We start from the raw sequence: 24,451 nt of genomic DNA, 5'->3' as shown, positions 1-24,451 counted from the left end.
CGCCGAGGCGCCGGCCGGGCGCGCTTCGCCGAGGCCGCCCCGCGCCGGGGCGCCCCTGGCCGCTCGCGCGCGGGGCTAGCCGAACGTGAACCGCTGCGCGACGCGCTTGTACGCCTGCTCCACGACGCGGCGCGCGTGGTGGATGGCATTGGAGTGAGGGAACTGCAGCGACGGCGGCTCGCTCTCGTCGGCCTCCGGCGACGCGTCCGCGAGCCGGCGCGCGAGGGCGCCCACGGTGTCGACCTCGAAATCCCTCGAGTTCTCCTTGAGGAAACGGCAGAGCCCGCGGAGCCGCTCCACGTTGAGCCGGTTCGGGTAGCCGCGGCGCGCCTCCGCCGAGTCGAGGAAGTAGAACTCGAACGAGTGGGTCACCAGCGTGACCTCCTTGACGCCGAGGGCGCGATAGCGGAGGAGGCAATGCTTGATCTCGTCGAGCGTCACCGCCGTGATCTGGAGGTGCCTGAAGCGCTTCGTCGGCTCGATGAAGTTCGTGACCGGCAGCTCGTACACCCCCTTCTCGGGCGTCTCGAAGAGGCCGAGCCGCGCGCCGGGATACTGCATCTTGCAGTTCTTGTTGAAGTAGCAGGGGTTGTAGTTGCTGCTCAGCACGAGCCCCGCCAGCTTCATCGCCCGCCAGGTGTCGTTGTTCGCGCCGAAGTTGCCGGCGCGGTAGCCGAGCAGCTCGCCCGCCGGGACACCCGCGCGCACGAGCAGGTCGCGCCCCTCGAGGAGCAGCCGCGCCTGCTCCTCGACCGGGTAGTCGGCGATGTCGTCCGAGACGCGGGCCTCGCCCCGCGTGTGCCAGTCCGCGCGCCGCTGCACCGGGTGCACGTGCAGCTGCACGTCGTGGCCCCGGCTGTGCAGCGCCTGGCACACGTTCGTGAGGCCGTCCATCCCGAAGCTGTACGAGCCGATCGCCTCGACGAAGAACGTCCCGCGCTGACCGTGCGCCTCGAGCTCGCGCATGATGAGCTCGATGCCGAGCGGCTCGCGCTGGTTGACGAAGCGGCCCCAGATGCGGAGGTCGTAGCCCATCGCGGGAGATTTGCTGTCGCCCGTGATGCGCTCTTCGGCGCACTCCACGTCCACGGTAATGTATACCCGCGTCCTGCCGTCAGCCATCGCCTGCTCCTCCCTCACCGCGCTTCTGAAGAACCATCGTGATCGTCGGGGACACGAAGCCCACGTGCATCCCCAGCGGGCCGAGCAGCCGGTTCGCCGCGGAGAAGGCCAGGAGCCGCGGCCCGGACATGCCCATCTTGGCCTTCAAATCGACGATCAGCCGCCCCCGATCCTGCTGCGAGATGTCCGCATAATCGCCGAACCCGCGCCGGAGCTGCCAGGGAAATACGCTGTAGACCGACGGGCCCGGAAACAAGGGGTGCAGCGGGCGAGGCACGTAGTTCATCAGCGGGCGGCGGCTGTGGAGCTCGATCGGCCAGAGGCGGTTGCTCGTGCCCAGGATCACGATGAACCCCCACGGCCCGAGCACCCGGTCGATCTCGCGCTGGACGGCGGGCAGGCGCTCGGGCGGGACGTACTCGAGCACGCTGTTGCAGGAGACGAGCTCGAACTCCTCGTCCGCGAACGGAAGCGAGGTCGTGTCGGGGACGTGAAGGACGCGCACCTTGTCGGACATCCCGTGGCGCTCGACGTTCAGCTGGGTCAGCTCGACGTACGTGGGGTCGACGTCGATCGCCGTCACGTCGGCGCCCAGCGTCGCGAGGACGATCGCCGTCCCGCCCAGGTGGCAGCCGAACTCGAGCACCTTCTTGCCGCGGACCGACGTGAAGAGGTCGTCGTAGGCGTGGCGGCTGTGCCGCCACTCCCAGGCGACATAGCCCCCCACGAAGACGTCGTCCGGATCCCAGCCGTGGCGCTGGGCGCACTCGCGGAAGCGGCGGTCGGCGTCTGCGTCCCGGACAGCTGGCGGCGATATGACGTTCGGGCTGGGTTCGCTCATCGGGAAAGGCTCAAGCGTCAGGCGTGCCCCCGGACGGCATGGGCGCCCTGTAGATGGCGAACAGGTAGGGGGAAAACCAGGGGTTGGTCTCGCCAGGGACCACCCGGCTGGCGAGCGCCCGGAGCGGCGCGACGAGCTTCCAGACGACACGCCGCGCCAAGAGCGGCGCCTCGTCGTCCAGCCAGAAATCGAAGTGGCCGCCCGTGTAACGGGCCTGGACGATCTCGGCGCCGTTGCGGCGGGCGGCGGCCTCGAGGAACGGCAGGTTCATGATGCGGGTGTTGTGGCCGTTCAGGTTCTTGCGATCGAGCAGCCAGTGGAGCGCCTTCTGCCCGCCGGCGAAGTTCGGCATGGCCACGACCACGGTGCCTCCCGGCTTCACCAGCTCGAAGTGCCGATCCACCACCGACCCTGCGTCATCGAAGTGCTCGATGAACCCGAAGGAAGCTACGATATCGAATTTTTCCTCGGGCTTCCAGGAGAAGAAGTCCCCCTTCTCGATCTTGCCGACGTTGACGCCGCGCTTCGTGAGCTCCCGCTCGACGACGGATGGGTCGCAGGCGTAGTCGAGGCCGTAGGCGGTGAAGCCGAGGCGCCCGCAGAAGTCGGCGAGGATGCGGCCCGGCGCACACCCGATCTCGAGGAACGACAAACCCTCTCCGCGCGGCAGGAAGGGAGCGATGTCGTCGTAGAGCTCGCACCCGCCGCCCATGTCCTCGGCGTCGGCGTTGAGCTTCCAATGGTTCTCCCAGTACTCCTGTGACGTGAGCTTCAACGTCGCCTCCTCGTTGCCATGACCGAAGGGGCGGCTCCACGGCGGGCCTCCCCGGAGGATCGCCTTCGACCCGCCACACCGCGGCTGGTCGCGCTGCTCAGGCCGGTCAGCCTGGTCAGCGTCGTCAGCATCGTCGGCGTCGTCAGCATCGTCGTATGCGATCCGTGTGCCATTCAGCGTCACGAATCCTAGAAGACGCGAAGGCCCGCACGCAAGCCGGCCCTCCGGCTTCGCCCTGCGCCTCCGGCCGTCGGGGGGCCGGCGTCGCGGCGCGCGGGGCGCCGAGGCGTTTTTCCCCGGCGTTCTGCCCCGCGGGCCGCGCCCGCGCCGCCGGGGCTAGGAGGCCGCCACCTTCTGCAGGCGCTCGCGGAGCAGGACCTCGAGCTGGGCGAGCGCCTTCGCGAAGCCGTCGATCCCCTCGCTGAGCTTGTCGCTCGCCATCCGGTCGGCGCTGTGCATCGCGCGGAACGTCGCCTCATCCATCGTGATCTTCTCGATGTGCATGGCGCGCGCCGCGTCCGGATCGAGCTTCCTCGGCAGCTCGCCGCGCGCGGCGGCGAGCTCGGCGAGCAGCTTCGGCGAGATGGTCAGGAGATCGCAGCCGGCGAGCTCCTTGATCTCGTCGATGTTGCGGAAGCTCGCGCCCATCACCTCGGTCTTGTAGCCGTGCTTCTTGTAGTAGTTGTAGATCTTCGTGACCGAGACGACGCCGGGGTCCTCGGCGGGCGCGTAGCTCGCGCGGCCCGTGTCCTTCAGGTACCAGTCGAGGATGCGGCCGACGAACGGCGAGATGAGCGTCACGCCCGCCTCGGCGCACGCGATCGCCTGGTGCAGCCCGAAGAGCAGCGTGAGGTTGCAGTGGATGCCCTCCTTCTCGAGGACCTCCGCCGCGCGGATGCCCTCCCACGTCGAGGCGATCTTGATGAGGACGCGCTCGCGCGAGACGCCGGCCTCCTCGTAGAGGCGGATGATGCTCCGGCCCTTCTCGATGGTCGCCTGGGTGTCGTAGGAGAGGCGCGCGTCGACCTCGGTCGAGACGCGGCCGGGGATGATCTTCAGGATGCGCAAGCCGAAATCGACGGCGAGCCGGTCGAACGCGAGGCTCACGGCGTCGCCCGGCTCCTTGCTCCGGCCCGCCTCCTTCTGGGCCCACGCGAGCGCGCCGCTCACGATGTCGGTGTACTCGGGCATCTGGGCGGCCGCGGTGATGAGCGACGGGTTCGTCGTCGCGTCTTGCGGGCGGAATTTCTCGATCGAGTTGATGTCGCCGGTGTCGGCGACCACGACGGTGTACGCCTTGAGGCGCTCCAGCAGGTTCTGGTCCATGGCGCCATTGTACGAGCAGCCAGCCAGGACGCTTCAACGCTTTCGCGGCCTTCGTGCGAAGGGCCTCCGCTGCCGCTGGATGCACGGCCCGCGGTGGCCTATGGACAGCGCCCCGTGGAGCCGCCCCCCAACGCCGTCGCGCAGCCGCCCCCCGACGCCGTCGCGCAGCGCGTCCTGTCCGCCTACGACGATCGCCTGGCCGTCCTGCGCGCCGAGGCCGGCGCGCTCGATCGCCGGTCGAGGACGTTCTCGCTCCTGCGCGGGGTCTCGTTCGTGGCCGCGGCCGTGGCCGGGGGGTACGCGCTCTTCGGCGACGTGCCGCGGTGGGTCGCGTACGCCGCCGGCGCGGTGACCGCGGTGTTCCTCGGGCTGCTCGTGGCGCACGCGCGCCTCGTCACCCGGATGACGGAGGTCGACCAGCGCATCGGCCTCTACGTGCGCGGCAAGCGGCGCGTCGCCGGCGACTTCGCCGATTTCCCCGAGCGGGGCGAGCGCTTCGCCGCGCCCGACCACGACTACGCGGGCGATCTCGACGTGTTCGGGCAGGCGTCGCTGTTCCAGCTGCTCGACGTGGCCCAGACGGGCGAGGGCGAGGCCACGCTCGCGGCCTGGCTCAACGAGCCCTCCCCGGCGCCCGCCGTGGCGGCGCGGCAGGAGGCGGTGCGCGAGCTCGCCGGCCTCGGCGCGTTCCGGGAGGATCTCGCCGTGGTGGGGCTGCAGGCGGGGGCGCGCGGCCGCGAGGCCGGGCCGCTCATCGCGTGGGCCGAGGCGCCCCCGGCGCTGCTCGGCGCCGAGGCGCGCGCCGGCGGCCTGCCGGCGAGCGCGCTGCTGACCGCGGCGAAGGTGCTCGTGCCGCTGACGCTCGCGCTGCTCGCGGCGCCGCAGATCGTCCCGGGGGAGCAGCTCGGGCTGCTCCGCCACGCGTGGCTCCTGCCGTTCGCGGCCCAGCTCCTCGTGCTGCTCCTCCTGCGGCCCGCGATCGAGCCGATCCTCGCCGCCGCCTCGTCGCGCGAGGCGCCGTTCGCGCGGTACCGGCCGCTCCTCGCGCGCATCGAGCAGCAGGCGTTCTCGTCGGCGCTGCTGAACGAGCTCAAGGCCGAGCTCGCCGGCCCCTCGGGCGCGCTCGCCTCGCGCGAGATGACGGCGCTCGAGACCCGGGTGGGCTACTCGGATCTGCGCCACAGCGGGCTCATCCACATCATCGCCGACCTCTTCCTGCTCTGGGACGTGTGGTGCGCGCTCGCCCTGGAGCGGTGGAAGCTGCGCGCGGGCCGGCACGTGAAGGCGTGGATGCGGACGCTCGGGCACGTCGAGGCGCTCGCGAGCCTCGCGACGTTCGCGCACGAGAACCCCGACTACGCCTACCCCGAGGTGAGCGAGGGGGAGCCGCGCTTCGCGGCGACGGGGCTCGGCCACCCGCTCTTGCCGCGCGGCCGCCGGGTGACGAACGACGTGTCGCTGGAGGGCGCGGGCGCCGCGCTGCTCGTGACGGGCTCGAACATGTCGGGCAAGAGCACGCTGCTGCGCGCGATCGGGGTGAACGCCGTGCTCGCCCTCGCGGGCGCGCCGGTCTGCGCGTCGTCGCTGTCGCTGTCGCCGGTCCGCGTCCGGACGAGCATGCGGATCAAGGACTCGCTCGAGCAGGGCGTCTCGCATTTCTACGCCGAGCTGACCCGCCTGAAGCGCGTCGTCGACGGCGCGGACCGCGGCGAGCCGGTGCTGTTCCTGCTCGACGAGATCCTCCACGGCACGAACGCGCGGGAGCGCCAGATCGGGGCCAGGGCGGTGGTGAGGCACCTCGTCGAGCGGGGGGCCATCGGCGCGGTGTCGTCCCACGACATGGGGCTCTCCGTGCTGGAGCAGGAGACCGCGGGCCGCGTGCGCAACATGCACTTCGAGGAGCTCGTGGTCGATGATCGGATGACCTTCGACTACACGCTGAAGCCCGGCGTCGTGACGAGCGCGAACGCGCTGCGGCTCATGAAGATCGTGGGGATCGACCTCGACTTCTCGGAGGGCGGGAGCGCGCCGGCCGCGGCCGCGTCGCCGCCGCCGCCCGCGTCGGAGCGAGCAGCGGCGCCGGAATGAGCGCGATGCGCCGCCCGGGCGGCTCCTGCCGCTACGACGCGGCCTGACCCGTGCCCTGCTCCTGCGGCACGGCGCGCTCCCCGAGGACGCCTGACGCGGTCGGCGGCGGTGACGCGGCCGCCGCCGGCGCGCCCGCGCCCCGCGAGGTCACCTCCCGCGCGAACGCGGCGATCCGCTCGGCGAACCGGCGCGGGTCGTCGACGTGCGGGCAGTGGCCGACGCCTTCGGGCTCCTCGATCTCCGCGTGCGGCGGGAGGTGCCGCCGGTAGTACTCGAGGTTGCCGCCCGGCATGAGGCGGTCCGAGCGGCCCCAGATCAGCAGGATCGGCATCGACAGGGACCGCAGCTGCTCGGGCGTGAACGCGTGCTCGCACCGGGCCGAGCTCGTGAAGGAGACGATGGTCTCGCGCGCGAACATCCGCACGATGTCGCCGGCGACCAGCGGGGCGAACCACGGGACGCGGTGGTAGAGCCGCGCGAAGAACGCGTGCGCGTCGGCCCGCGACCGCAGCTTGAAGGCGCCGAGCAGCGCCGCGAGCTCGGCCTGCTCCATGCACGCGCCGGCCGGCGACGCGAGCACCAGCGCGCGCACGCGGTCGGGCGAGCTCAGCGCGTAGCTCACCGCGACCGCGCCGCCGAGGGAGTTGCCGACGACGATGGCCGGCGCGTCGAGCTCGCGGTCGAGCAGCTCGTTCATGGCGGTGGTGAGGCACTCCGGCGTGAACGCCGACGCCGGCGCCGCGCTCCACCCGTGCCCGGGCGCCTCCGCGGCGATGACGCGGCGGGCGAGCCGCCGCAGCCGCTGGAGCACGGGCGCGTACGGGAGCGCCGACGAGCCGATGCCGTGGAGCAGGACCACGGTCGGGAGCGAGCCGGTGCCGGGAGCATCGTAGAGGTGCAGGCGGCAGACCGACGTGTCGACCCAGCGGCTCTGCACCCCGGAGCGGTTCAGCGCCTTCTTGGCGAGGCGCTCGGCGAGCGGGAGGATGCCCATCCGCCGGGCATAGCAGATCGCGAGGGTTCCCGCGCGGGCGGAAGCGCGGGCCCGATTTCCGTTGAGCGCCAACGAGATCCGCGCCACATCACCGCCGTGCGATCGCTGCTCCTCGCTGCCGCCGTCTCCCTGGTCGCGTGCTCGCGCCCCGAGCCGCCGACGCTCAAGCCCGAGGTCGCCGCGGTGACCGCCGTCACCGCCCAGGGCATCGATCTGCGGGTCCAGATCCAGGCGTACAACCCGAACAGCGTCGATCTCTCGACGCGCTCGCTGAAGGCGACCGTGCTGCTCGACGGCAAGATCGACGTCGGCACGGTCACCGTGCCCACGCCGCTCAAGCTGCGGTCGAAGCAGTGGACGCGGATCGACGCGCCGCTCTCGGTGAAGTGGCAGGATCTCACCAGCATCGCCGCGCTCGCGGCGCAGGGCCGGGGCGTCCCGTACCAGGTGAACGGCACCGTCGCGATCGGCGGGGAGACGCTCAACGTGGACGTGCCGTTCCGCCTGGCCGGCACGCTCACGCAGGAGCAGCTCGTCACGGTGATCGGGAACTCGCTGCCGGGCCTGCCGCTCCCCGGCTTGCGCTAGGCGGTGGCCGTCCCGCGTGCGTGGACTTCAGGTGAGCGGTCCGAAGCGCTTCTCGTAAGCCGCGAGCTTCTCCGCGAGCGCCTGCGCTCGCTCCTCCGCCGCGCGGGCCTGCTCCTCCGCCGTGGGGAGCGGTCGCCCCTCGGCGTCGAGCCACCGGAGCCATTTCCCTTCGCTTCCCAGGTACGAGCCGTCCCGCACACCGAGGCGCAGCCCGAGCTGCTGACTGACCAGCTCGCCGCCCGCGCTCGAGTCCATGGGCCTGTAGGCGCGCGAGCCGACGTCGAGCGCGTACCCTTCCAGCAGGTTCTTCATCGGATCGAACAGGAAGTACTCCGGCACGCGCAGCACCTTCGCGTAGATGCGCATCTTCTCGCCGCGGTCGACCGACTCCGTGCTCTCCGACAGGAGCTCGATCACCAGGTCCGGTGTCCTGCCGTTCTCCTGCCACACGACCCAGGACTTCCTGTCGCGGCGCACCGTATCGAGCACCACGAAGACGTCCGGCCCGCGGAAGTCGTTCTTCATGGTCTGGAGCTCGCTGAAGTAGATGGCCATGTTGCCGCTGACGTAGACGTCGTCGCGACCCTTCCAGAAGAGATCCAGCGACTCGATGAGCAGCAGCATCTGCTTGCGGTGGCGATCGCTCTCCATGGGCTCACCGTCATCGTGGGGGAGTTCGTCCTCTCCGGGCGGCGCGATCGGGACGAGCGAGGTCTCGCTGGCGTACGGCATGGGCTTCCTCCGCGCGATCTTACCAGCTTCCCGGAAGGCTGCAGCCGAAGGCGGCTCGACGGCGGACGCGCTCGGCTTCCGTCGGCTTCCGTCGGCTTACGCCGGCGACGCGCCGTCGTTCGGAGAACGCGGCGCTCTGTTGTCTCGGGCCCGCAAAGCTTGCAGAATCGCCGCGGAGGAGGCGCCCGTGCCCGTCGACGAGTCCATCAGCTGCCCGTGCTCGCGGTCGCTCGGCGAGCGCTCGCTCGCCGCCGGGTAGCGGCGCCCCATGTCCGGCGGCCTGATCTTCCACGACGGCGGCGGGCCCGTCGCGCGCTGCGGGCGCTGCGGCGCCGAGGCGGCGGGGCCGTGCGCGCGCTGCCATGCGCCCGTGTGCGGCGACTGCTGCGTGCTCACCGAGGGCGGCGCGCGGGTCTGGGCGATCTGCCTCGCGTGCGAGGATCGCGGCGGCCGCTCGCTCCGCCGGGGCTGGGCGACGGTCCTCGGGTGGATCGCGCTGCCCATCGCGGCGCTCGCGCTGCTCGTCGGGTTGCTCGAGTGGCTGCGCAGGTGATGATGGAGAGAACGGAGGCGTCATGTTCAGCGTGAAGCAGATCGAAGGTACGATCCCCACGGTGGAGCTCGTCGACGGCGACGCCTCGAGCCGCGCCGTGCTCGCCCCGGCCCGCGGCGGGATCCTGACCGAGCTGACCCTCGGCGGGCGCGAGCTGCTCTACCTCGATCGCGCCACCTTCGAGGATCGCAGCGCCAACGTGCGCGGCGGCAACCCCGTGCTCTTCCCTTCCCCGGGCAAGCTCGCCGGCGACGCCTGGTCGTCCTCGGGCGCGCAGGGCCAGATGCGGCAGCACGGCTTCGCTCGCACCCTACCCTGGTCGCTCGACGATCACGGCACCGCCGCGCCCGGCGGCGCTCACGCGCGGCTCGCCCTGCGCTCGAGCGAGGCGACGCGCGCGCAGTACCCCTGGGATTTCCGCGCCGAGCTCACCTACACGCTGCGCGGCAGGTCGCTCCGAATCGACATCCGCGTGACCAACGAGACCGGCGAGGGCGCGCCGCCGATGCCCTTCGGGTTCGGGTTCCACCCGTATTTCGCCGTCTCCCAGGCCGACAAGCCCCGGGCCTCGATCGAGACGCGGGCGACGCGCGCGTTCGACAACACCACGAAGCAGGAGGTGCCCTTCTCCGGCTTCGACCTGACCCGGCCCGAGGTCGACCTCCACCTGCTCGACCACGGCTCCACCGAGAGCGCGCTCTCGATCGAGGGCCCCCGGGCCGCGCGCATCGCCGTCCGCGGCTCGCCCGAGTTCACCCACTGGGTCGTGTGGACCTTGCAAGGCAAGGACTTCGTGTGTCTCGAGCCCTGGACCTGCCCCGGCGACGCCCTCAACACCGGAGAGCGCCTGATCCACCTGCCGTCGCGAGAGACGCAGGCGCTGTGGATCGAAATCTCTGCCTGAGGCGCAGCGCGCGCGAGGCAGGCCCTCGTGACATGAGGGCTGAAGCGAGGAGCGCAAGGGCCGCGCTCGATTGCCTGCTTCGCGGTTGACGGCGGGCTGGAAACAGCATGGAATCCGGCCCATGACTTCTGCAACCCACCTTACCGCACATCGTAGCCGATCTATCCGCTGCCGGGCGCTGCTCGGGCGGCGGTCGCGCTTCCTGCTTTCCGCCTTGCCCGCCGCCGCGCTGGTCGCGACCGTCGCGACGGGCGCTTCCGCGGCGCCGGTCTGGACCGGAGACTTCGAGACGGGCAACCTGTCCCAGTGGAACACCTCGCTCAACGGCGAGCACATCTCGGTGGTGACGTCGCCTGTCCTGCAGGGGACGCGCTCCGGGAAGATCCAGCTCACCAACGACGCCCGCTGGTCCAACGGCATCAAGCGGGTCGAGCTGAACCACAAGCCGGCCGCCGCGCGCACGGCCGAGGGCGCCCAGACGTATTTCGCCTGGAGCTTCTACCTCCCCGAGGCGCTCGCGGCGGACCCGCCGACGCAGATCGGATACTGGGAGTCCGAGGGGAGCTACAATCAGATGATGTCCTTCGAGGTCGTGGGACAGAACATCAGCTTCGCCACCCGCAAGCCCGCGAACAAGGTGCACTGGCAGGCGAACGGCGCGGTGACGCCCGGCGCGTGGCACCGCATCGCGCTGCACATCAAGTGGTCGACGAACCCGAGCCAGGGCTCCGTGGACGTGTGGTTCGACGGCGAGCAGGTCGTCACCGGCGGCCAGGCGCAGACGCTCGCCGACGGCAACCCGCACTTCACGCAGGTCGGCCTGCTGCGCAACCCGTCCGAGTTCACGGACAGCCCCATCATCATCCTCGATGACGCCGTGGAGGGGGACACCCTCGAGGACGTGCGTCCCGCGCTCCCCTCCTCCGGGGAAGGCGGCGCCGGCGGCGGGGGAACCGGCGGGGGCGAGAACGCGGGCGGCGCAGGCGGCGCCGGCGGCGCGGGCGGCGCCACGAGCGGCAGCGGGGGCGCAGGCGGCGGCACCACGAGCGGCTCGGTCACATCGACGTCCTCGGCCGCGACCTCCGGCGCCGGCACCACCGGCACCGGCGCCGGGACCGGCGGCGCGGACGAGGGCGCCGACGAGGAGGGCGACGAGGGCGGCTGCAGCTGCCGCGCCGCCGGCTCGCCCGCGGCCCCCACGCCGCTGGCCCTCGCCGGGCTCGCCGTCGCGCTCGCGTTCGCGCGGCGGCGCGCGCGGCGCTGAGCCGTCGCGAGCGGCGCCGAGGCCCCAGCGCGCGCGGCGCCGCGCCCGGGCCCGGGCACGAGCGGCGCCGCGCGGGCCATGAGCTCGGCCGCTGCTCACAAAATTGATTCTACGATCAATTTTGTTGAACCGAACATTGACATTGTTGATCCACGGGCGATACTAGCTTCGTCCTGTGGCAAAATTCGTCGTTCGATGCCCGAGCTGTGACGGTGAGCTGCGCGCGACGCGGCTCGGCTGCCAGGCCTGCGGAACCAACCTGGACGGCCAGTTCGAGATCCCGGCGCTGCTCCAGCTATCGCCGGACGATCTCGCCTTCGTGACCGCCTTCGTGCGCTCGTCGGGGAGCTTGAAGGCGATGTCGCAGCTCCTTCAGATCAGCTACCCGACGGTGCGCAACCGGCTCGACGAGATCATCGGCCGGCTGGAAGCGCTGGAGCAGGGCGTTCAGAAGCGCCGGCACGAGATCCTGGATGCGCTCGAGCACGGGCGCCTCTCCGCGAAGGAGGCGGAGGAGGCGCTGAGAAAGGTGGGACTCTGATGAAGATCACGCCCGACGAGAGGGTGCGCGCGCTCGTGCGCGACCGCGTGATCGAGCCCGCGGAAGGCGAGCGGCTGCTGGCGACGATGTCGCCGCGGCCCCCCCGGACAGGATGGCGGCTGGCGCTGAACCCGTTCGAGCGCTTCGGCGGGGAGGTCGCGGCCGTGGCAGGGCTCGCGGTCGCCGCGCTGAGCGTCGCCATCACGCGGCTCGGCGTCCGCTTCGACGGCTTCCTCGACCTGCACACGGCGCCCGAGGTCGTCCCGACCACGACGGCGCTCCTCGAGCAGGTCGTCGTGTGGCCCCTGCCCGCCCTGCTCTTCTGGGCGTACGCGCGGCTCCTGCGGTGCCGCGTGCGGTTCATCGATTTCCTCGGCGTGACCGGGCTCTCGCGCGCGCCGCTCGCGCTCGCGGCGATCGTGCTCGGCCTGCTCGCCCCTGCGCCGCCAGCGGCGGGCGGGCCGGTGCTCACGCCCGCGGTGGCCGCCCTCGCCGTCCTGGCCGCGCTGTGCCTCGCGTGGTTCCTGACGCTGCTGACCCAGGGCTTCAAGAACGCCTCCGGTCTGCGGGGCGCCCCGCTGATCGCAGGGCTCATCGGCCTCGTGCTCGTCTCGGAGATCGTCTCGAAGGTCGCGCTCGCGCACCTCGGCTGAATCCATCGGTCCGCGTCGCGCCGCCGGTTCACGCGGCGCGCGCTCGGCGACGCTCGCTCGGCCGCGAAGGCGCACCGGTGCGCCCGGGCGGCCTCGGTTTTCCCCTGCTGCTGGCATCTCCCCTGCTTCTTCGGAGGATCGTCATGTCATTGCGTTCGAGTCACCTGGTCCCGGCGCGCCGCGCCGCGTTCGTTCTCTCGTGTGCGGTCGCGCTCGCGGGGTCGCCCGTCGGCGTGGGCTGCGGCGCCGGAGAGGGCGAGTCGTCCGCCGGCGGAGACGGCGCTCTCCCGGACGAGACGGAGCCGCCCCCGGCGCAGGACACACCGAACCCGCCGGCGTGTCCGGAGGCGACCAGCGTCGATATTGCCGTCGAGAACGCCTACGGCACGCTGGCGGGCACGCTCGAGGTGCCGGCCGGGTGCGGGCCGTTCCCCGCGGTGGCGATCCTCCCCGGCTCCGGGCCGACCGATCGGGACGGCAACCAGGCCGCCGCGGGCGTCGCCGCGGACACGTACCGGCTCCTCGCGGAGGGCCTCCGGGACCGGGGCATCGCGTCGATCCGCTACGACAAGGCCGGCATCGGCGGGAGCGCCTCCGCGGCGCCCCGCGGCGAGCAGGAGATGCGCTTCGAGATGGGCGCCGACGACGCGGTCCTGTGGGTGAAGGCGCTCCGCGACGACGGGCGGTTCGCGACGGTCACGGTGGTCGGGCACAGCGAGGGCTCGCTGCTCGGCATGCTGGCCGCCCAGGCGATCGAGGTCGACGGCTACGTCTCGATCGCCGGCGCGGGCCGGCCCATCGGCGCGGTGCTGCGCGACCAGCTCGCCGGCCTGCCGGACGAGGATCGCGAGAGGGCGTACGCGATCCTGGGCCGGCTCGAGGCGGGCGAGCTCGTCGAGGATGTCCCGCAAACGGAGCTGTTCCTGCGCCTGTTTCGCCCGAGCGTGCAGCCGTACATCCTCTCGTGGATGAAGCACGATCCCGCGGTCGAGCTCGCGGCCGTGAAGGCGCCGGTCCTCCTGCTGCAAGGGACCGCCGATATCCAGGTGGGGGTGCAGGAAGCCGAGCGGCTCGCCGGCGCGCGGCCGGACGCCAAGCTCGTCCTGATCGAGGGGATGAGCCACACGCTCAAGGAGGCGACGCTCTCGAGCGCGTCGCAGCAAGCGGCGTACACCGATCCGAGCCTGCCTGTGGTGCCGCGCGTCTTCGAGGAGATCGGGGCGTTCCTCCGCGCGGAGTGACGCCGCGCCCGATAGCTCAGCTACGGGGATTGAATTCGAGCGCGCGGAGCGGGTCCTCGACCCACGGGACGACGTGACCGACGTGGAAGGCCATGAGGAGGAGAACGCTACCGCGGCGGGCCTCGCCCAGGCTACCGTGGGATCTCGCCATCAGGCATGACCCGGAGGATCTCATGTCGGGTTCACGTTGCACGCGACGCGCCCTCGCCGGGGCGCTTGGCTTCGCCGTCGTCGTGGGGGGCTCCGGCTGCAGCGACGACGCGGCGCGCGCGCCCGGAGGAGCGCAGCCCGGCGCCGGCGGGGCCGGCGGCCGAGGCGGCGAGGAGCAGGAGCCCTCTCCCGCGCCGGCCTACACGATCACGGCGTTCGAGGAGGTCCGGATCACGAGCGACGCGAGTCAGCCGAACTTCCAGCAGGCGAACGCGGACATCGATCTCCGCGACGGGCCGTTCGCGAGCGTGAGGCTCGTCGTGGAGCTGGAGAGCACGTGTTATCCCTTCGAGACGTGGGAGGACAATCCGCCCCCGGAGGGCCAGAGCTGGCCCGCGGATTGCGACGCGTTCGACCGGAACTTCGAGCTCTCCCTGGACGATCCCGTCGATCCTGCGGTGGATCCGCCCGGCATCGAGCTCGTCCGCGCGATCACGCCGTTCGGGGGGCCGCTGCGCCTGGAGGTGGACATCACGGACGTGGCGAACGGGCTCCCCGCGGGCCAGCACCGGCTGAGGGTGGTGATCCCGACATGGTCCGACGGGAGCGGTCAGGTGAGCGGCTCGAACGGCGGGTGGAACGTGAGCGCCGTGGTCGAGGCGGTGCCCGGGCCGGCGCCGAGGAAGGTGCTGGCGGTGGTCCCGCTGTTCAACGGGTCGCAGACGACCGCGGACGGGCCGGGGCCGCTCGCCGTGGAGGTGCCGGAGGGGACGGTGAGCTCGCGCGTGGAGTACCGGATCACCGGCCACGGCGGCGGCGAGTCCGGGTCGGGGTGCATCGGGCCGGCCGAGGAGTTCTGCAGGAGGATACACACCCTCTTCGTGGACGGGAGCGAGCTTGCCCGCATCAGGCCGTGGCGGACCGACTGCGCGGCGCTCTGCACGATCGCGCACTACGGGCCGGAGGACGGCGGGTTCGATTACTGCCTGGAGAACCCGTGCGGAGCGCTCGAGAGCGTGCGGGCGCCGCGGGCGAACTGGTGCCCAGGGAGCGAGTCGCCGCCGTTCACGTGGGACGCGGACGCGCTGCGGGTGCCCGGGCAACACACGCTGGCGTGGGAGATCTCGACGGTCGCGGAGGGCGGCGTATGGAGGGTCTCGGCGACGTACTTCGCGTTCGGCGGGTAGCGGCGCCGCGAGCGGCCGCGCGCGTCGCGCCCCTCGCGCGGGCCCCTCGCGCGCTCCGCCGCGCTACGGCGGCAGCTCCTCGAACTGGGGGAGGCCGTCGGTGATCGGATGCCACGCCGCCTTCGAGCCGACGTAGATGTGATGATCCGGCCGTCGCTCCGGCGCCTCGGAGAGCGCGCCGAGCTGCACGTGAGCGAACGTGTTCCCGCGGACCGTGTCGTACAGCGGCGAGAAGCATCGATCGCAGAGCCCGCGATACCCCTCCTCGGACTCGTCGACCTTCAAGAGGTGCTCACGGCCCGCGGAGATGCGGACCTTGTCGAGCGCGATCCCGCCGACGGCGGAGCAGGCGGCGCCGGTGCGCCGCCGGCACCTCGAGCAATGACAATAGAAGGCGTAGTCGAACGCATCGTCGACCTCGAAGCGCACTAGGCCGCAATAGCAGCTGCCCGTCAGCATGGCTCCTCCACGCCTGTCGATCGCTGCGCCAGGGCCGAGAGCCGGCCGGCCCCGACCAACCAGGCCCGCGGGTGATGCGGCAGCCCGTCGCGCGGCCGCTGCTCGGCCGCGGCGACGAAGGCGCCGTGCAGCGCTTCGTCGCTCGACGAGCGCAGCGCTTCAGGTGCGAAATGTACGAGACATGCGTACGTCATGAGACCTCCGGCTCTGGCTGTGTTGGTGGATCGTGGGTTGTCCAGTCCATGGTTGTCCGGCGCGCCTTCCGATCGACTCCGATCGCACGAGCGCTGTTCTTTTTCTGTACCACGGGCAGCCTGGGGTAGGCGCCCGCGATCGGCGGGCTCTGCTGGTCGCCGTGGCCCGGCCCGTCGCGCCACGGCTGCCGTCGCGCCGCGCGGCTCCCGCATCGGCGGTTCGGCCCGGCGATCGCGGTGCGCGGGCGGCTTTTGCGGAGCCCGGCACAGGGCGGGTATCGGCGGAGAGAGAGATCCGGCGCGATGCTTGCAATTGCAAAAGAGCGTGCCTGAGCGGAGGCCGCCGCAGGGTGGGAGTCGGCGGCGGGCGGTCCGGCGCGATGCTTGCAATTGCAAAGGAGCGTGCCTGAGCTGTTCCGATCTCAATTGATGTTTGAACCCCATCATCGGCAGAGATTCCGTGTGCGTGATGCGCGCCGACGACTACAATGCCGTCGCGACCGGGGATAAACCGGCGAGCACATCCGTGATCAAGAGATCGCTGACAGGGAATGACGAACTCGAACCAGAAAACGGCGGAGCTCGCGGGCGTCTTCTGATTCACTTATTCATCTTGAGCAGAACCCCGTGAATTTGCCGATCTGACATGGAGAACCTTAATGCGCATGAATCGCTTACTTGGCTACATCTCCGCTTCGTTCGCATGCAGCCTGATCGCCTGCGGCGCTGGCTCGCACAGCGATGAGAACAGCGGTACGTTGGGCTCCGCGCTCGTGAGCTCGGATGGCACGATGACGGCGGAGCTCACCGTGCCGTCGGACTGGAAGAGCGGATACTGCGCGAGCGTGACGATCAGGAACACGGGCAGCAGCGCGACGACGTCCTGGGGGATGGTCATCGGGCTCAACGGCTCGACGTTGAACCACGCATGGAACACGCGCATCACGCCGTCGGACGGGCAGCTGAGGGCCGTCAACGAGTCCTACAACGGGGGGCTGGCTCCGGGCGCCTCGACCATGTGGGGGTTCTGCGGGAGCGGCACCGGCAGGCCCACGCTCGTAGCGGTCGACGGCAGCGGAGGCCCGGACGTCACCACGAGCACGTCCGTGAGCAGCAGCGTTGGGTCGGGCGGCGGCGCGGGGGTCGGCGGCAGCGGCGGCGAGGGCGGTGAGGGCGGCGGCTCCACCACCACGACCACCGCGGGCACCGGCGGCGAGGGCGGCGGCTCCACCACCACGACCACCGCGGGCACCGGCGGCGAGGGCGGCGGCTCCACCACCACGACCACCGCGGGCACCGGCGGCGAGGGCGGCGGCTCCACCACCACGACCACCGCGGGCACCGGCGGCGAGGGTGGCGGCTCCACAACCACGGGCGGCGGCGGCGAGGGCGGCGCTGGCGGCGGCTCCACCACCGCGGGCGCCGGCGGCGCGCCGCCGCTGGATCCGGCGTGCGGCCCGGACACCGCGGCCTTCGCCGATGTGGCGCCCATCCTGGAGAAGAGCTGCGCGAACCAGTTCTGTCACGGCAATCCCACCTCGCCGGCCGGCCGGCTCGACCTCCGCGCGAGCACGGCGGTCGGCGCGCTGGTCAATCAGGACGCCGGCTCGTGCTCCAGCGAAAAGGCGCTCGTCGTGCCGTTCATGCCGAGCAGCAGCTACCTGATGAACAAGCTGAAGGACGTCGACCTGTGCGACCCAGACGAGAGCAGCATGCCCCCCGGCTCGTCGCTGCCCGAGGCCGATCTCAAGACGATCAACGACTGGATCTGCGCGGGCGCCCCCGACCGCTGAGCTCTGCTCGGCCGAGGAGAGCCCGCAGCGCCCCCCGCCGCTCTCCCAACCTGGGTCGGCGCCGGCTCAACCTGGGTCGGCGCCGGCTCAACCCGGGTCGGCGCCCCCCACCTCAACCTGGGTCTGGTTGCCGCTGCCCGCGCCGCCCGCCGGCCTAGCTCACCTGCGGGCCCGTCCGCCGACCGGGGATGAACCGGAGCGGCAACGTGATCGGGCCGCGGACCGTCAGCGTGCGGTTGTAGCGAAGCTCGCCAGGAACGCGCTCGACCCGCTCGAAGCGCGCGATCACCGCCTCCAGCGCCACCCGCGCCTCCATGCGGGCCAGCGCCGCGCCGATGCAGAAGTGGACGCCGTGCCCGAATTGGAGACCTCCCTGCGAGCCACGGTGCAGGTCGAACCGATCCGGATCCTTGAACCGCGCCTCGTCCCGGTTGGCCGAGGCCACGATCGGGAGCACCAGCGCGCCGCGCGGCACCGTCACCCCGGAGAGCACGACGTCCGCGGTGGCGATCCGGGGGAGCGTCTGGACCGGGCCGTCGTAGCGGAGCATCTCCTCGACGAAGAGGGAGATCAGGCCGGGCTCGGCGTGCAGCCGATCCATCATGTCCGGGTGGTCCGCGAGGAACAGCAGCGAATTGCTGAGGAGATGCGTCGTGGTCTCCAGCCCGCCGATCAGGAGAGTGACCAGGAACTCGACGATCTCGGCGTCCGTCAACCGCTGCCCGTCGAGCTCGGCACGGACGAGATCGCTCACCGTATCCTCGACCGGCGCGCGGCGCCGCTTCGCGATGACCTCCATCAGGTACCCGGTCAGCTCCGCGAGGGTCGTCCGCACGCGCTGGGCGTCCTCGGGGCTCGGGAGCTCGGGCGTGATCGCCACGATGTCGTCGGCCCAGCGCTTGAACTTGCCATGAAGCGCGTGATCGAGGCCGAGGATCTCGCCGATCGCAAAGGCCGGCAGCGGGTGCGCGAAGGCCTCGACGAAATCGGCCTCCTCCACGAGCCGGTTCGTGAGCTCCGACGCGACGGCGCGGAGGCGCGGCTCGATCCGCGCCACGGTGGCAGCCCCGAACGCGCGGTGGATCAAGCCGCGCAGCCGCGTGTGCGCCGGCGGGTCCATGGCGAGCATCGAGTTGGCGAACGGGTTGTAGCCCACCCAGGGAGGCTGCCACGCCACCTTGAAGCCCTCGGAGGAGAAGAGCCCCGGGTTCTTCATCACGAAGAGCACGTCCTCGTACCGGGTCACCGCCCACATGCCGCCGGGATCGACCTGGCAAACCGGGCTCGTTCGCCGCATCTCGGCATAATGGGGATGCGGATTCGCACGCAGATCTGGCGCCAACACATCAATAAGGGGACTCATCGCGGCTGCCTCCGGTTCGCCGGTCCAGCGAGGCACGCCCTGGACTGCTAGCGGGTCGATGGTCCTCCCCCCACCGCGACCAAGCTCGTAGGCCTCGATACTACGGTACACCACATATTTTCCATAAAATACGTCATGCGCGCAATAGCTCATTCGAGCGTGCGCACGCCGACGAGGCGGCGGGGGTCTTCAACCCCGCGTCGCGGCAGCATGACGGGAGTCCATGTATGTCGCTGTGAGGAAGCCCAGCGCCGCTCGTGATGCGGTCGGCGCGCCCTGGCTCGGCGCACCGCTCGGGCGCAGCAGCGTCGACCCAGGTTGCCGGCGCCGGGGGGCGACCCGGGTGGCGCGGAGCGCAGGCTGGGGGCGGGGCAGGTTGGGCGGGGCGGCGCGACGCCCCGCTCACTCGTGGACGAGAGGGCCGATGCCGTCGGCGAACGGCCACCCGTAGCTCTCATCGAGATGAATCTGCCAGTCGAACGCCCCGCGGAGCGTCGGGTGATTGCTCTCGAGCTCGTTCCACGTGGGGATCGCCTCGTCGATCGACATGTAGTTCGTCTCGTCCGAGATCCCGAATCCCACGACGACGTGCCGCGCACCGAGCCGCGAGACCCACTCGTTCACGCTGTCCACGATGTACTCCTGCTGGTCCAGGTCCGGTCCGTCGTAGTACTGCGGGGCCGCGTAGTCCATGGCGCCGGCCTTCACCATGGCCTCGCAGAACGTCTTGTCGACGTCCTTCCAGGGCGCCGGTGGCGCGGTGATGATGAAGCCCGGGAAGCGCCGCTTCAGCTCCAGGCTGATCCAGATCATCTCGGAGGTGTCGGGGGCCTGGTTGGCCTCGAACGTGTTCCAGTCGATGCCGTCGAACCCACCCAGGCTGTTGTAGATGTCGACCACGCTGTCGACGAACGCCTGCGACTTTTCGCGGGTCGGGAAGCTCATGCCATTCCCGGCGCCCCCCACGGTGAGGAGGATCTTGCGCCCCTGGGTGGTCCGCGCGTACTGGATGTCTGCGTTGAGGTTCGTCGCCGCTCCCCGGCCATCGCCCGGCGGCGTCCAGGTGACGGCGCCCGTCGTGCCGGGCGACCCTCCCACCGGCAGCGCGGCGAAGAGATAGATCACGTTGTACTGGCTGTTGATGTCCCGGATGCGGATGGGCGACGGCGTCCAGTTGGGGTAGTAACCGGCGACGACCTTTTCAGGGAGCGCACCGCCCGCGCCGGGGATGGGATCCGGGGTGACGGCGCAGCCGGCGTACGGCTCCCAGAAGTACGTGCTGACCGTCGGGATATAGCCAGGATTCCCGTGCTCGGCGATGTAGGCCGCTCCCTGGTAGATCACGATCGCGCCCTCGTCGTACCACTGCCCCTCCTGCCATGCCGGATGGTCGCACGAGCCCTCGCCGGGCGCGGGGTCCTCGCTGCATCCGGCGTACGGCTCCCAGAAGTACGTGCTGACCGTCGGGATGTACCCAGGGTTGCCGTGCTCGGCGATGTAAGCCTGGCCCTCGTAAATCACGATGACGCCCTCGTCGTACCACTGACCCTCCTGCCACGCCGGAGCGCCTGCGCACGCGGCAGATTCGCCCTGCCCCACATCGGCCTCATCCTGCGAGGATCCGGGGCCAAGACATCCGAGCGCGCCTGCGGCGACGGCCACAAGGAGGAGCGACAGCCTGGAAGCAGCAGCAGTGGAATTGAGCAACATGGTGGGTTTTCCTTTATCGGAAGAGAAGAGGAAGGATCGCCGGCGGTCACCTTGCCTGCTGCAGCATGGCCATGCCGTTTTCGGTAGGCGCGCGGCGTGCGTACCTGCATCGCGACGAAGATGCGGTTTCTGGCGGAGCTCACCAAGCTTGATGCCACCATGGAGAGCAACCCTTCACAGAATCTTGCTTCGCCCCCCGACAGGCCCGTCGTCCGCCTCGCGGTGGTGTCGTTACGGATGCGTTGAAGATGTACCGAGGCGTGACATTTGCTGCTGCGATGAAATCAGCGACGACGTTCGGCCACGTGCGCCGGGCCTCGGGACGCGCTCCGACAGGACATCCGCGTTCCGCCGCGCTCCCGGAGCGGCGCGCGGCCGCGCCAGCTCGCTCGACCCTCTGCCCCGCACGCCGCCGGGAAATATCGGAAACACGCGCCGTCCGCGCGCCTCGGCGGGCGCGCCGTCGCGCGATGCTCGGTCGAGGCGTAAGCTGCTGCGCAAGCCATGCGCGCCCTCGTCCTGAAAGCCGCGAAGAGCCCGCTCGTGCTGGAGGATCGGCCCGCCCCGCGGCCAGCGCCCGGCCAGGTGCTGCTGCGCGTGCGCGCGTGCGCCGTGTGCCGCACCGATCTGCACGTGGTCGACGGCGAGCTGCCCGACGCAAGGCTGCCGCTCGTGCCCGGGCACCAGATCGTCGGCGAGGTCCTCGAGGAGGTGCCCGCGCCCGGCGGAGCGCCGCGGTTCGCGCGCGGCGCGCGCGTGGGCGTGCCCTGGCTCGGGTGGACCTGCGGCGCGTGCGCGCATTGCCGCGCAGGGCGGGAAAACCTCTGCGACCTGGCGCGCTTCACCGGATACCAGATCGACGGCGGCTATGCGGAGCTCGCGGTCGCGGACGCGCGCTTCTGCTTCCCTGTCCCGGCGGGCCTCCCGGACCTCTCGGCCGCGCCGCTGCTCTGCGCCGGGCTCATCGGGTATCGCACGCTGCGCATGGCCGGGGACGCGGAGCGGATCGGGATCTACGGCTTCGGCGCCGCCGCCCACCTCGTGGCGCAGGTGGCCCGCTTCGAGGGGCGGCGCGTCTTCGGGTTCGTCCGGCCGGGCGACGACGCGGCGCGGGCGTTCGCGCTGGCCATGGGGGCCGAATGGGCGGGCGCCTCCTCCGAGGCGCCGCCCGAGGAGCTCGACGCGGCGCTGATCTTCGCCCCGGCCGGCGAGCTCGTCCCGGCCGCGCTGCGCGCGGTGCGCAAGGGCGGCACCGTCGTCTGCGGAGGAATCCACATGAGCGATATCCCCTCCTTCCCGTATTCGATCCTGTGGGGCGAGCGGGTGCTGCGCTCGGTGGCGAACCTGACGCGCAAGGATGGCGAGGAGTTCCTCGCGCTCGCGCCGCGGGTGCCGCTGCGGACCGAGGTGAACGTGTACCCGCTGGAGGCGGCCAACGCCGCGCTCGACGACCTGCGGAACGGCCGCTTCTCCGGGGCGGCGGTGCTCGTGCCGTCGTGAACGCAGGACGGCGGCCGCGCCCGGCGCGGAGCTCGGGGCGCCCTCCGGCGGAGGAAGGCGCGGAGAGGGGCGCCCGCGGCCGCGGCTACACCCGCGCCGTCTCCTCGAGCTCCTTGCCGCGCGTCTCGGGCAGGAGCCACAGGATGAGCGCCAGCGCGAGCACCGGGAAGACCGCCGTCGCGGACACGGCCGGTCCCCAGCCCATCCGCTCTGCGGCGACGCCCACGCCGACCGGAGAGAGGATGTAGCCGATCCGGCCGAGCAGGTTGTTGGACCAGGCGAGCGCGTCGCCCCGGAGGTGCGTCGGGAAGAGCTCGGCGTTGTACGCGTTGAGCACGGGGAGCACGCCGCTCGCGCCGAAGATGGCGAAGACAAGCGCGACCGTGAGCCCGGCGCGCGAGCCCAGGGAGTAAGCGCCGAGCACGCCGACCGCCGCCAGCAGATAGATGATCACCGCGCCCGCGCGCCGGCCCATCACGTCGAGCAGCTTGCCCGACGCGAAGATGAGCGGCATCGAGACCAGCGCGGCGAAGGTGATGCTGGCGCCCACCTCGGCGTCGGTGAACCCGCGCTCCCGGAGCGCGAACGTCTTCCAGAACGTCACCGCGTTCTGCGTGCAAACGTACGTCAGCCCCCAGATGAGGGCGAGCTGCAGCATCCGCCCGCGGTAGGGCGAGCGCCAGATGCGCATGAACGGCTGCGCGCCCTCCGCCTCCCGCGCGGCGGCCGCCTGCTCGAACCGCGCGGTCTCGCGCAGCCCGCGCCGGGCCACCGCCATGACGAGGAGCGGGATGCCGCCGACGAAATAGACGCTGCGCCAGCCGTACGAGGTCGAGAGGAGCAGCGGCACCACCCCGGCGCACACGATGGAGCCCAGGCTCGAGAACGCCTGGATGACGCCGATCACCATCCCGCGCCGGTCGCTCGGGTACTCCTCGGCCGCGTACACCATGCTGACCGCCCACTCGCCGAGGAGGAAGATGCGCGCGAGGAGCTGGAAGACCGCAAAGACATAGACGTTCGGCGCAAACCCCGTGAGCACCGAGAAGAGCGTGTAGCCCAGGATCGTGATCGTGAGCACCCGCCGCCGGCCCCACTCGTCCGCCTTGCGCACGAGCAGGTACGCGATCATCGTCCCCGCGTTGATGAACCCGACGAGCAGCCCCTCGTGGCGGGCCGCGAGGCCCATCTCCGCGCCGATGTTCGGCAAGATCTGCGTGAGCGCCAGGTAGTCGTAGCCCTCGAAGAACGAGGCCACGCTGAGGAACCAGAACAGCCGCCGCTGGTAGGGCGTGAACGGCGTGTTCCGTTGCGGGGCAGCTGTCGTCATATCACCTCTCCCTCAGAGCGGGCCCTCGTAGACGCGGTAGCGCCGGTAGACGGAGCACCCGGCCGATTCCACGATGTGCCGCATCGGCGCGTTGTCCTCGTGGATCAACGAGGCCTCGAGCCGCTCGTACCCGGCCGCCCGCAGGCCGTCCACCACGTGCTGCACGAGGAGCGCGTACAGGCCCGTCGACCGGAACGCCGGCACCACGCCGATCAGCTTGAAGCTCGCCGTCCGGACGCGGCGGAGCGCCCAGGCGGCGCGCGCCCACCCGAGCGGCAGGAGCCGCCCGCGCGCCGCCGCGAGCGCCTCGTTCAGGTCGGGGAGGCACACCGCGAACGCCGCGGGCGCGCCGCGCACGGTCGCGATCTGCAAGAGGCGCGGGTTCGAGACCAGCGCGAACGCGCGCCCCAGGTTCACGAACTCGGCGCGCGACATGGGGACGACCTCCGGCACGCCGCGGTACGCCTCGGTGAAGACCGCGTGGACGATCTCCATGTCGCGCGAGATGCGATGGACCGCCGCGCGGCGCACCTCGAGGCCAGCGATGCTCGCCGCCGCGGCCTTCCGGCGCAGGGGCTCGGGGAGCTCCCGGCGGCCCCCCGCGGCGTCGAAGAGCGGGGTGTCGTAGGCGAGCATGTCGTAGCGCTTCGAGAACCCCTCGGCCTCGACGAGCTCGCGGTAATACGGCGGGTGATGGCCGGCGAGCATCGGCGGCCGGGAGCCGTACCCCTCGACGAGCAGCCCGATGTCCTCCACCCGCGTCACGTTGCGCGGGCCCCGCAGCGACGTCGCGCCGAGCGCCCGCGCGCGCTCGCGCACCGCGCCGAAGAGCGCCCGCGCCACCTCGGGATCGCGCTCGCACTCGAAGAAGCCGAAGAACGCCGTGCGCTCGCCGCTGTGGCGGTCGTGGCGCCCGTCGACGAGGAGCGAGATGCTCCCGACCGTCTCGCGCCCGCGCCGCGCCCGGAACAGGCGGAGGCTCGCCTCGCGGAAGAAGGGGTTCTCGGGGTCGAGCCGACGGAGGACGAGCGGGCGGAGGGGCGGCACGTAGCCCGGATCCGCCGCGTGCAGGCGCAGCGGCAGATCGAGGACGTCGGCGAGATCCGCGGCGCTGTTCGCCTCCTCGATCGCGATCGACATCGA

Annotated in this window: 23 protein-coding genes and 1 pseudogene; 11 read left to right on the top strand and 13 right to left on the bottom strand. The window is 71.4% G+C overall.

What is annotated here, in order from left to right; genetic code table 11:
• Positions 1-75: 75 nt before the first annotated feature.
• From WMF20_RS09115 to WMF20_RS09100, 4 genes are all read right to left on the bottom strand, one after another.
• On the bottom strand, positions 76-1,122 hold the full coding sequence (locus WMF20_RS09115) for a polysaccharide deacetylase family protein (protein ID WP_437612448.1): 1,047 nt from the start codon (positions 1,120-1,122) through the stop codon (positions 76-78).
• Positions 1,115-1,963, bottom strand: coding sequence for a class I SAM-dependent methyltransferase (locus WMF20_RS09110; protein WP_437612446.1), 849 nt, complete (start codon positions 1,961-1,963; stop codon positions 1,115-1,117). Before WMF20_RS09110 ends, WMF20_RS09115 begins: the two co-directional genes overlap by 8 nt.
• Before the next feature lie 10 nt (positions 1,964-1,973).
• Positions 1,974-2,738 (bottom strand): class I SAM-dependent methyltransferase, encoded by a 765-nt coding sequence (locus WMF20_RS09105; protein ID WP_437612444.1) that lies wholly within the window; start codon positions 2,736-2,738, stop codon positions 1,974-1,976.
• A gap of 336 nt (positions 2,739-3,074) precedes the next feature.
• Entirely contained in the window at positions 3,075-4,064 is a 990-nt protein-coding gene (locus WMF20_RS09100; RefSeq protein WP_129573975.1) for a transaldolase, read from the bottom strand.
• Between the two features lie 114 nt (positions 4,065-4,178).
• On the opposite strand from WMF20_RS09100, the gene WMF20_RS09095 reads away from it, so the two are divergent.
• Complete coding sequence (locus tag WMF20_RS09095) at positions 4,179-6,152, top strand: MutS-related protein (protein ID WP_437612441.1); 1,974 nt, start codon at positions 4,179-4,181, stop codon at positions 6,150-6,152.
• Between the two features lie 31 nt (positions 6,153-6,183).
• Here the strand turns inward: WMF20_RS09095 and WMF20_RS09090 are convergent, their stop codons facing one another.
• Positions 6,184-7,146, bottom strand: a complete 963-nt coding sequence (locus tag WMF20_RS09090; protein WP_437612439.1) for an alpha/beta fold hydrolase — start codon at positions 7,144-7,146, stop codon at positions 6,184-6,186.
• A 96-nt stretch (positions 7,147-7,242) separates the two neighbouring features.
• Between WMF20_RS09090 and WMF20_RS09085 the strand changes: the two genes are divergently transcribed.
• A complete protein-coding gene (locus tag WMF20_RS09085; RefSeq protein WP_129573972.1) occupies positions 7,243-7,734 on the top strand; it encodes an LEA type 2 family protein in 492 nt (163 codons plus the stop codon).
• A 27-nt stretch (positions 7,735-7,761) separates the two neighbouring features.
• Here the strand turns inward: WMF20_RS09085 and WMF20_RS09080 are convergent, their stop codons facing one another.
• Complete coding sequence (locus WMF20_RS09080) at positions 7,762-8,466, bottom strand: Uma2 family endonuclease (protein ID WP_437612437.1); 705 nt, start codon at positions 8,464-8,466, stop codon at positions 7,762-7,764.
• A 268-nt stretch (positions 8,467-8,734) separates the two neighbouring features.
• On the opposite strand from WMF20_RS09080, the gene WMF20_RS09075 reads away from it, so the two are divergent.
• From WMF20_RS09075 to WMF20_RS09045, 7 genes are all read left to right on the top strand, one after another.
• Complete coding sequence (locus WMF20_RS09075) at positions 8,735-9,019, top strand: hypothetical protein (protein ID WP_129573971.1); 285 nt, start codon at positions 8,735-8,737, stop codon at positions 9,017-9,019.
• Between the two features lie 22 nt (positions 9,020-9,041).
• The gene (locus WMF20_RS09070; RefSeq protein WP_437612435.1) at positions 9,042-9,923 is read left to right on the top strand and encodes a galactose mutarotase; all 882 of its coding nucleotides are present in this window, start codon (positions 9,042-9,044) and stop codon (positions 9,921-9,923) included.
• Positions 9,924-10,137: 214 nt separating this feature from the next.
• Entirely contained in the window at positions 10,138-11,187 is a 1,050-nt protein-coding gene (locus WMF20_RS09065) for a polysaccharide lyase (RefSeq protein ID WP_437612433.1), read from the top strand.
• A gap of 175 nt (positions 11,188-11,362) precedes the next feature.
• Complete coding sequence (locus WMF20_RS09060; protein WP_061621987.1) at positions 11,363-11,728, top strand: DUF2089 domain-containing protein; 366 nt, start codon at positions 11,363-11,365, stop codon at positions 11,726-11,728.
• Entirely contained in the window at positions 11,728-12,381 is a 654-nt protein-coding gene (locus WMF20_RS09055; RefSeq protein WP_437612431.1) for a YIP1 family protein, read from the top strand. Before WMF20_RS09060 ends, WMF20_RS09055 begins: the two co-directional genes overlap by 1 nt.
• A 143-nt stretch (positions 12,382-12,524) precedes the next feature.
• Positions 12,525-13,622 carry an alpha/beta hydrolase gene (locus tag WMF20_RS09050; protein WP_437612429.1) on the top strand — a complete coding sequence of 366 codons (1,098 nt, stop codon included), beginning with the start codon at positions 12,525-12,527 and terminating at the stop codon, positions 13,620-13,622.
• Positions 13,623-13,795: 173 nt separating this feature from the next.
• Positions 13,796-14,959: a peptide-N-glycosidase F-related protein gene (locus WMF20_RS09045; RefSeq protein ID WP_437612427.1), complete on the top strand. Its 1,164-nt coding sequence runs from the start codon at positions 13,796-13,798 to the stop codon at positions 14,957-14,959.
• A gap of 63 nt (positions 14,960-15,022) precedes the next feature.
• Here the strand turns inward: WMF20_RS09045 and WMF20_RS09040 are convergent, their stop codons facing one another.
• From WMF20_RS09040 to WMF20_RS09030, 3 genes and pseudogenes are all read right to left on the bottom strand, one after another.
• Complete coding sequence (locus WMF20_RS09040; protein WP_437612425.1) at positions 15,023-15,418, bottom strand: GFA family protein; 396 nt, start codon at positions 15,416-15,418, stop codon at positions 15,023-15,025.
• Positions 15,419-15,447: 29 nt separating this feature from the next.
• Positions 15,448-15,561 (bottom strand): annotated as a pseudogene (locus WMF20_RS09035) (hypothetical protein); the annotation flags it as partial.
• Positions 15,562-16,294: 733 nt separating this feature from the next.
• The gene (locus WMF20_RS09030) at positions 16,295-16,510 is read right to left on the bottom strand and encodes a hypothetical protein (RefSeq protein ID WP_437617271.1); all 216 of its coding nucleotides are present in this window, start codon (positions 16,508-16,510) and stop codon (positions 16,295-16,297) included.
• Here WMF20_RS09030 and WMF20_RS09025 point away from each other — a divergent pair.
• Positions 16,422-17,405, top strand: a complete 984-nt coding sequence (locus tag WMF20_RS09025; RefSeq protein ID WP_437617095.1) for a cellulose binding domain-containing protein — start codon at positions 16,422-16,424, stop codon at positions 17,403-17,405. The genes WMF20_RS09030 and WMF20_RS09025 overlap by 89 nt on opposite strands.
• Positions 17,406-17,559: 154 nt before the next feature.
• Here WMF20_RS09025 and WMF20_RS09020 read toward each other — a convergent pair whose 3' ends face one another.
• Positions 17,560-18,702 carry a cytochrome P450 gene (locus WMF20_RS09020; protein WP_437612423.1) on the bottom strand — a complete coding sequence of 381 codons (1,143 nt, stop codon included), beginning with the start codon at positions 18,700-18,702 and terminating at the stop codon, positions 17,560-17,562.
• 468 nt (positions 18,703-19,170) lie between these two features.
• The gene (locus tag WMF20_RS09015; protein ID WP_437612421.1) at positions 19,171-20,367 is read right to left on the bottom strand and encodes a glycosyl hydrolase family 18 protein; all 1,197 of its coding nucleotides are present in this window, start codon (positions 20,365-20,367) and stop codon (positions 19,171-19,173) included.
• Between the two features lie 615 nt (positions 20,368-20,982).
• Here WMF20_RS09015 and WMF20_RS09010 point away from each other — a divergent pair.
• The gene (locus tag WMF20_RS09010; protein WP_437612419.1) at positions 20,983-21,978 is read left to right on the top strand and encodes a zinc-dependent alcohol dehydrogenase family protein; all 996 of its coding nucleotides are present in this window, start codon (positions 20,983-20,985) and stop codon (positions 21,976-21,978) included.
• A gap of 85 nt (positions 21,979-22,063) precedes the next feature.
• On the opposite strand, the gene WMF20_RS09005 is transcribed toward WMF20_RS09010, so the two are convergent.
• Positions 22,064-23,308: an MFS transporter gene (locus WMF20_RS09005; RefSeq protein WP_437612417.1), complete on the bottom strand. Its 1,245-nt coding sequence runs from the start codon at positions 23,306-23,308 to the stop codon at positions 22,064-22,066.
• Between the two features lie 12 nt (positions 23,309-23,320).
• On the bottom strand, positions 23,321-24,448 hold the full coding sequence (locus WMF20_RS09000) for a hypothetical protein (RefSeq protein WP_437612415.1): 1,128 nt from the start codon (positions 24,446-24,448) through the stop codon (positions 23,321-23,323).
• Positions 24,449-24,451 lie beyond the last annotated feature (3 nt).

The organism is Sorangium sp. So ce834 (genome assembly GCF_051521425.1).
GTDB lineage: Bacteria > Myxococcota_A > Polyangia > Polyangiales > Polyangiaceae > Sorangium > Sorangium cellulosum_D.
Note: the sequence above shows the minus strand (reverse complement) of the source record. Positions and strands in the feature narration are given on the sequence as shown.